General features: G+C 72.6%; 2 protein-coding genes. Both read right to left on the reverse strand.

Annotated features, from left to right (window positions below; all coding sequences use genetic code 11):
- On the reverse strand, positions 1–2,638 hold a 2,638-nt coding region (locus tag FH609_RS30660; RefSeq protein WP_139707917.1), incomplete at its 3' end, for a type I polyketide synthase.
- Positions 2,639–2,678: 40 nt separating this feature from the next.
- The gene (locus FH609_RS30665; RefSeq protein WP_226962075.1) at positions 2,679–7,571 is read right to left on the reverse strand and encodes an SDR family NAD(P)-dependent oxidoreductase; all 4,893 of its coding nucleotides are present in this window, start codon (positions 7,569–7,571) and stop codon (positions 2,679–2,681) included.
- Positions 7,572–7,593: the final 22 nt, after the last annotated feature.

Here is a 7,593-nt window from a genome sequence, read left to right on the forward strand (position 1 = left end):
GGGGTTGGTTGGGTCGTTGGGTGGGTGTGGTGGTGGCGGTGGTTTGGGTGGTGGTGAGGGTGGTGAGGGTGGTGTCGGGTCCGATCTCAACGAACTGGGTGGTGTGGTGCTGGTTGAGGGTCTGGATCGTCTGGTGGTAGTGGACGGTGTTGCGGATGTGCTGGGTCCAGTAGGCGGGGTCGGTGAGTTGTTCGGTGGTGGCGATCTCGCCGGTGGTGTTGGAGATGACGGGGGTGGTTGGTGGCTGGTAGGTGAGCGTCGCTGCGGTTGTCTGGAAGTCGTCGAGGACGGGGTCCATGTGGGGGGAGTGGAAGGCGTGGGAGACCTTCAACCGCCGGGTGCGGATGCCTTCTTCGGTGAGTTCCTGAACGAGTGTTTCGCAGGCTTCGGCGTCTCCGGCGATGACGACGCTGTCGGCGGTGTTGATGGCGGCGATCGCCAGCTTGTCGGGCTGCTCGGTCAGGTGACGCTGAACGATGGGGTGGTTGTGTGGTGCGTTGATGCTGATCATGTGGCCGCCGGGGGTGGCCTGTTGCATGAGGCGCGCCCGGGTGGTGACCAGGATGGCGGCGTCTTCCAGGGAGAGAACGCCGGCGAGGTGGGCGGCGGTGATCTCGCCGAGGGAGTGGCCGGTCAGATAGTCCGGGGTGATGCCGTGGTGGGTGATCAGTGCGTGGAGGGCGGTGTGGAAGGCGAAGAGGGCGGGTTGGGTGTACTGCGTGGTGTGCAGTAGTTCGGCTGCCGGGGTGTCGGGTTCGCTGAAGACGATCGGCTTCAACGGTTGCGGCAGGTGCGGGTCCAAGGCCGCGCAGGCGGCGTCGAACGCTTCGGCGAACACCGGATAGGCGGCATACAACTCTCGTCCCATGCCGGTGCGTTGGCTGCCCTGGCCGGAGTAGAGGAAGGCGATCTTGCCGGTGGGTTGTGCGGTGCCGGTGATGAGGGTCGGGTGTTCGCGGCCCTCGGCCAGGGCTGACAGCCCGGCCGTCAACTCCTCCCGGGTGCCCGCGACAACACCCGCCCGATGCTCGAAACGGGCGCGCGTGGTGACCAGCGCGGACGCGAGTTCCGCGAGCCGTACGTCCGCGTCGTCCGCCGGGATGCCCGCCACGTGCGCCAGTAGCCGCACGGCCTGCTCCCGCAGGGCCGCCTCGCTGCGCGCCGACAGCAGATACGGGAAGGAACCGGGCCGCTGCGCCTCCGCCGCCTCGCCGTTCGGGTTCTCCTCCGCGTCCGTCGTCAGCGGCGGGGCCTGCTCGACGATGACATGCGCGTTGGTGCCGCTCACGCCGAACGAGGAGACGGCGGCGCGGCGGGGCCGGTCGGCCTCCGGCCACGGCCGGGCCTCGGTCAGCAGCGCCACGCCGCCCGTGTCCCACCCCACCTGCTCCGACGGCTGGTCGACATGCAGCGTCTTCGGCAGCACGCCGTGCCGCATGGCTTCGACCATCTTGATGACGCCGGCGATGCCGGCGGCGGCCTGGGTGTGGCCGATGTTCGACTTCACCGAACCCAGGTGGAGCGGCCGTTCGGCGGGGCGGTTGTGCCCGTAGGTCGCCAGCAGCGCCTCGGCCTCGATCGGGTCGCCCAGCGCGGTGCCCGTGCCGTGCGCCTCGACCGCGTCCACGTCGAACGGGGAGAGCCGGGCGTCGGCCAGCGCGCTGCGGATGACGCGCTCCTGCGCCGGCCCGTTGGGAGCGGTCAGCCCGTTGCTGGCGCCGTCCTGGTTGACCGCGCTGCCCCGGATCAGGCCCAGCACGCGGTGCCCGTTGCGCCGCGCGTCCGACAGCTTCTCCAGCATCACCAGGCCCACGCCCTCGGCGAAGCCCGTTCCGTCGGCGGCGTCGGCGAACGCCTTGCACCGCCCGTCGGGCGACAGGCCGCGCTGCCGGCTGAACTCGGTGAAGATGCCGGGCGAGGCGATGACCGTGGCGCCGCCGGCCAGCGCCAGCGAGCACTCGCCGGAGCGCAGCGCCTGGGCCGCCAGGTGCAGGGCGACCAGCGAGGAGGAGCACGCCGTGTCGATGGTGACGGCCGGCCCTTCCAGTCCGAAGGTGTAGGCGACGCGGCCGGAGGCGACGCTGGTGGTGTTGCCCGTCAACAGGTAGCCCTCGACGGTCTCGTGGCCCTCGGGCTCACGCGGCGCGTACTCCTGCGCGATCACCCCGAGGAAGACCCCGGTCCTGCTGCCCTTGACGTCGTTGACGATCCCGGCGTCCTCGAACGTCTCCCACGCGGTCTCCAGCAGCAGCCGCTGCTGCGGGTCGGTGGCCAGCGCCTCCCGGGGGCCCATCCCGAAGAACTCGGCGTCGAACTCGCCCGCGCCGTGCAGGAACCCGCCCCGCGTGACATAGGTGGTGCCCGGCCGGCTCAGCTCCGGGTCATGCAGCCGCTCCACGTCCCACCCACGGTCCGTGGGGAACTCCGAGATGGCGTCGGTCTCCTCGGCGACGAGCCGCCAGAACGCGTCGGGGCTGTCGGCACCGCCGGGGAACCGGCAGGCCATCCCCACAATGGCGATCGGCTCCTGCCGCGTCTCGTCGATCTCGCGCAGCTTCTGCCGGGTCTGGGCGAGGTCGGTGGTGACCCGCCTGAGGTAGTCCCGCAGCTTCTGCTCGTTGGTGGTCTCGGTGGTCATGCGACGTCTCTACCTTTCGGTCGGGTCCGAGGGATCTCGGTCACGAGATTCCGAGTTCGTTGTCGATGAATTCGAAGATCTCGTCGTCCGAGGCGGCACCCAGCCGCTCGGTCACGCCCTCCTCCTGGGGCGCGGGGTGGTGGTCGGCCTGCTGCGTCTCGCGCAGCTGGCGCAGGAACGCCTCCAGGCGCTCCTCAAGTCGTGCCCGGGTGTCGGCGTCCGTCAGGTCGGGTGCTCCGGCGGACTCCAGGCGGTCCAGCTCGTCCAGCAGGGACGCGGCCGTCGCCTCCTGGGCGGGCACCAGCTGGCGCCGCAGGTGCTCGGCCAACGCGGCCGGCGTCGGATGGTCGAAGACCAGGCCGACGGGGAGGCGCAGCCCGGTGGTGTTGCCCAGCCGGTTCCGCAGCTCGACGGCGGTCAGCGAGTCGAACCCGAGGTCCTTGAACGCCAGGTCCGTGCCGACCGCGTCGGACGTCGGGTGGCCCAGCACGGCTGCGGCGTTCGTCCGCACCAGGTCCACCAGCAGCGCCAGCTGCTCGGCGGCCGGCACCCGCAGCAGCCGGTCAGCGAGCGAGGGGCCGTCACCGGCCGTCGCCCGCACCACCCGCCGCACCGGCGCCCGCACCAACCCGCGCAGCAGCGGCGGGAGTTCGCCGCGCGTCGCGGCGGCGGCCAAGGCCCCGCCGTCCAGCGGAGCCGCCACCAGCTGCGCCCGGTGCGAGCCGGCCGCCGCGTCGAACAGCTCCAGACCCTCCTCGGAGGACAGCGGCAGCAACCCGCCGCGTGCCAGCCGCGCCAGGTCCTCCTCCCGCAGCTCGCCCGTCATCGCGCTCGCCTCGGACCACAGGCCCCAGGCGATCGACGTGGCCGGCAGGCCCCGGGCCCGCCGGTGCTGGGCCAGGCCGTCCAGGAAGCCGTTGGCCGCCGCGTAGTTGGCCTGGCCCGCCGTGCCGAGCGTCCCGGCCAGCGAGGAGAACAGCACGAACGCGGACAGGTCCAGATCGCGCGTCAGCTCGTGCAGGTTCCAGGCCGCGTCCACCTTGGGCCGCAGGACCGTGGCCAGCCGCTCCGGCGTCATCGCCGCCAGCAACCCGTCGTCCAGCACGCCCGCCGCGTGCACCACGCCCGTCAGCGGATGCGCGTCCGGAACGGTCGCCAGCAGCTCGGCCAGCGCCTCCCGGTCGGCGGCGTCGCAGGCGGCCACCGTGGCCTCGGCGCCCCACTCCGCCAGCTCGGCGACCAGCTTCTCCGCACCGGGGCTGGCCGTTCCGCGCCGACTGGTCAACAGCAGGCGCCGCACGCCGTGTTCCGCGACCAGATGCCGGGCCACCAGCGAGCCCAGCACCCCGGTGCCGCCGGTGACCAGCACCGTGCCCGCCGGGTCCAGCGGCCGGGGCACCGTCAGGATCACCTTGCCCACGTGCCGCGCCTGGCTGAGGTGCCGGATCGCCTCCGGCGCCCGCCGCACGTCCCACGCCGACACCGGTGCCGGCCGCAGCACGCCCCGCGCGAACAGCTCGCCCAGCTCGTCGAACATCTCGGCGATCCGCTCGGGGCCCGCGTCCAGCACGTCGTACGCCTGGTAGGCGACGCCGGGGAAGTCCGCCGCCACCTGCTCCGGGTCGCGGATGTCGGTCTTGCCCATCTCCAGGAACCGCCCGCCGCGCGGCAGCAGCCGCAGCGACGCCTCAACCCGGTCCTCGGCAAGGGAGTTGAGCACCACATCCACGCCCCGGCCCTCGGTCGCCGCGAGCAGCCGCTCGGAGAACTCCACGGTCCGCGAGTTGGCGATGTGGCTCTCCGGCAGGCCCATGGCCCGCAGCGTCGGCCACTTCGCCGGGCTGGCGGTGCCGAACACCTCGACGCCCCAGTGCCGGGCCAGCTGCACCGCCGCCATGCCGACGCCGCCCGTCGCGGCGTGCACCAGCAGGGACTCGCCTGACCGTATCCCGGCCAGGTCCCGCAGCCCGTAGTACGCCGTCAGATAGACCACCGGAACGCCCGCCGCCTCGGCGAACGACATCCCCGGCGGCATCGCCGTGACCAGCCGTCGGTCGGCCACCGTCACCGGGCCCAGGCCGCCGGCCAGCAGCCCCATCACCCGCTGTCCCGGCTTCAGGCCGGTCACGCCCGGGCCGACCTCCAGCACGACGCCCGCGCCCTCGCCGATCGGTGGCCGCTCGTCGTCCGGCACCATGCCCAGCGCCAGCAGAACGTCGCGGAAGTTGACGCCGCCGGCGCGGACCGCGATCCGCACCTGCCCCTCGGCCAGCGGCCGTTGCGGAGCGGCCTCCAACGACAGGCTGTCCAACTCGCCGGAGATCGTCAGCCCCAGCCGCCAGTTCTCCTCGCCCGCCGGCGGCTCCAACACGCCGTCCGACGCCACCCGGGCCAGCCGGGGCGCCAACGGGGCGCCGAACCGCACCGCGAGCTGCGGCTCGTCGAGCGTCAGCGCGTTGGCCAGCACGCCCCAGGAGGCGTCCCGCCCGTCCAGGTCCAGCAGCGTCAGCCGGCCCGGCTGCTCGGACTGCGCCGACCTGACGAGGCCCCACACGGCCGCGCCCGCCAGGTCCCGCACCTCCTCGCCGACGCCCGTGCCCACCGCGCCCCGGGTCACCACGACCAGCGCCGCCTCGGCGAGGGCATCCGTCGCCAGCGACTCCCGCAGCGCGCCGAGCAGCTCGGTCGTCGCCCGGTAGGTGCGCGGCACGGCGTCGGCGTCCTCCGTGGCATAGGCGTCGGGAGCCGGGTCGGCGGCCGGCACCGCGAACAACACCCCGTCGGGCGCCGCCCCACCGGCAAGCGCCGTCACCTCCGGGTGCTCCGCCACCGTCACGCCCGCCTCGCGGAGCGCCGCCGCCAGCGGCGCCGTCGCCTCGGGGGCCCCGACGACGGCCCAGCCGCCGCCGGGGACCGCGGACTCGTCCGCGACCTGCGCGGGCAGCCACTCCACGGCCAGCAGGTTGCGCCGCCGGTCGCGAGCGGCGTCGCCGAGCCCGCCGCCGGGCAGCGGACGCACGGTCAACGCCTCGACCCGCGCCACCGGTTGACCCTCGGTGTCCGCCAGGCTCAGCGTCAGCGTCTCCTCGTCCACGGACCGCAGCCGGGCCCGCAGGGCGGTCGCCCCGACGGCCTCCAGCGCGACCCCCGACCAGGAGAAGGGCAGCCGGGGCGCGTCCCCCGACTCCTGGAGCGCCAACACGTGCAGCACCGCGTCGAGCAGCGCCGGGTGCACGGCGTGCCCCTCCGGGTCCACGTCCTCGGGCAGCGCGACCTCGACATACAGGTCGTCCCCGTCCCGCCAGGCGGCGTTCAGACCCTGGAACATCGGCCCGTACACATAGCCGCCGGCCGCCAACCGTTCGTAGGCGCCGTCCAGTTCCAGCGGCTCGGCACCAGGCGGCGGCCAGGCCGCCAGCTCCGCGGCCTCGCCCGCCGGGGCCGTCGCCGTCAACGCGCCGGTGGCGTGCCGGGTCCACGGCACGTCGGGCTCGGCGTCGTCGGCGCGCGAGTAGACGTCAACGGAACGGCCGCCCCGCTCGTCCTCGCCGCCGACGACCACCTGGAGGTGGAGGCCACCCGACTCGGCCAGCACCAGCGGCGCCTCCAGCGTCAGCTCCTCGACATGCGGCGCGCCCGCCCGTTCCCCGGCGTGCAACGCCAGGTCCAGCAGCCCGGTCCCCGGCAGGATCACCGTTCCCGAGACGGCGTGGTCCGCCAGCCACGGGTGCGTCGCCAACGACACCCGCCCGGTCAGCAGCAGTCCCCGGTCCTCGCCCAGCGAGGTCATCGCCGGCAGCAGCGGATGACCGGTGGTCGCGAGGCCCAACTGCGCGGCGTCCGTGACGCCCTGGTCGGCCGTCAGCCAGTAGTGGTGGTGTTGGAAGGGGTAGGTGGGTGGGGTGGTGGTGGGTTGGGTGGTGGGTGGGGTGTGCCAGGTGGGGTTGTGGGTGTGGGTGTGGGTGTGGGTGAGGGCGGTGTGGATGCGGGTGGGGGTGTCGTTGTTGCGTTGGAGGGTGTGGTGGGTGGTGGCGTGGTGGGGGGTGGTGTCGATGGTTTCTTGGATGAGGGTGGTGAGTCCGGGGTGGGGGCTGGGTTCGAGGTAGTGGGTGTGTCCGGTGTTGAGGAGGTTGAGGATGGTGGGGTGGAGTTGTACGGGTTGGCGGAGGTTGGTGTACCAGTAGGTGGCGGTGAGGGTGGTGGTGTCGGTGGGGTGGTTGGTGGGGGTGGCGGTGGAGTGGAAGGGGGTGGTGGCGGGTTGGGGTTGGATGTTTTTGAGGAGGTTGGTGAGGGGTTGTTGGAGGGGTTCGACGTGGGGGGTGTGGGAGGCGTAGTTGACGGGGATGCGTCGGTGTCGGATGTCGTGGGTGGTGAGGTGTTGTTGGAGGGTGTCGAGTTGGGTGGGGTTGCCGGCGATGACGGTGCTGGTGGGGGAGTTGAGTGCGGCGATGTGTAGGTCGGGGTGGTGGGTGAGGAGTGGGGTGATGTGGGTGGCGGGGAGGGCGATGGAGAGCATTCCGCCGGGTTGGGTGAGGGTGGTGATGGCTTGGGAGCGGAGGGCGATGATTTTGGCTGAGTCTTCGAGGGTGAGGGCGCCGGCGATGTGGGCTGCGGCGATTTCGCCTTGGGAGTGGCCGACGACGGCGTCGGGGTGGATGTCGTGGTGCTGCCAGAGGCGGGTGAGGGCGATCATCATGGCCCAGAGGGCGGGTTGTACGACGTCGACGCGGTCGAGGGTGGCTGCGCCGGGCTGTTGGTTGAGGGTGTCGATGAGGTTCCAGTTGGTGTGGGGTTGGAGGGCGTCGGTGCAGTCGTGGAGGGCTTGGGCGAAGGTGGGGTGTGTTTGGGCGAGTTGGGCGCCCATGCCGGGCCATTGGGAGCCTTGGCCGGGGTAGATGAAGACGGTTTTGCCGGGGGTGGGGGTGCCGGTGATGAGGGTGGTGTGTTCTTGTCCG

The sequence above is a fragment of the Streptomyces sp. 3MP-14 genome, assembly GCF_006334905.2.
In the GTDB taxonomy this organism is placed as follows: domain Bacteria; phylum Actinomycetota; class Actinomycetes; order Streptomycetales; family Streptomycetaceae; genus Streptomyces; species Streptomyces triticirhizae.